Origin of the sequence: Pseudomonas sp. EA_5y_Pfl2_R50 (genome assembly GCF_963970475.1) — a bacterium.
Classification (GTDB): Bacteria; Pseudomonadota; Gammaproteobacteria; order Pseudomonadales; family Pseudomonadaceae; genus Aquipseudomonas.
The window spans coordinates 1-449 of sequence record NZ_CAXAPT010000178.1 but is presented as its reverse complement, the minus strand read 5'-3'; the positions used below and the strand labels follow the sequence as shown (position 1 = coordinate 449).

Below are 449 nucleotides of genomic sequence, written 5' to 3'. Positions count from 1 at the left end.
GTCGCGCTTGTTTCGAGCAGCGGCGGTTCGATCGCTCAGACCGTACCCGATGATGCGACGCCCGCCGTGGGGCTCGACATTCCGAAGAACCTGCAGATTTTCGGCAAGGTCGATCCCAACGTTCGCAAGCCGACTGCGATCGTCAACGGGGCGGTCATCACCGGCACCGATATCGACCAGCGCGTCGCCTTGCTGGTGGCGGCGCGCGACCTGAAGCTGTCGCCCGAGGAAATGGCGCAGTACAAATTGCTGACCGCGCGCCAGTTGATCGACGAAACGTTGCAGATCCAGCAGGCCAAGACCGCCGAGGTCAAGATTGCGCCCGACGAGGTCAACAAGAGCTATGAGACCGTCGCGCGCAACTTCGGCAAATCCGTCGCCGAAATGCGGGCCTATCTGCGCGGTATCGGTTCCTCGGAGCGGTCGCTCAAGCGCCAGATCGAAGCCGA

Annotated in this window: 1 protein-coding gene; it reads left to right on the top strand. The window is 62.6% G+C overall.

Translation table 11 applies throughout. The features are described 5' to 3' along the window. Positions 1-449 (top strand): hypothetical protein (locus tag AACY19_RS27325; RefSeq protein ID WP_445262336.1); only part of this gene is annotated, 449 nt, incomplete at both ends.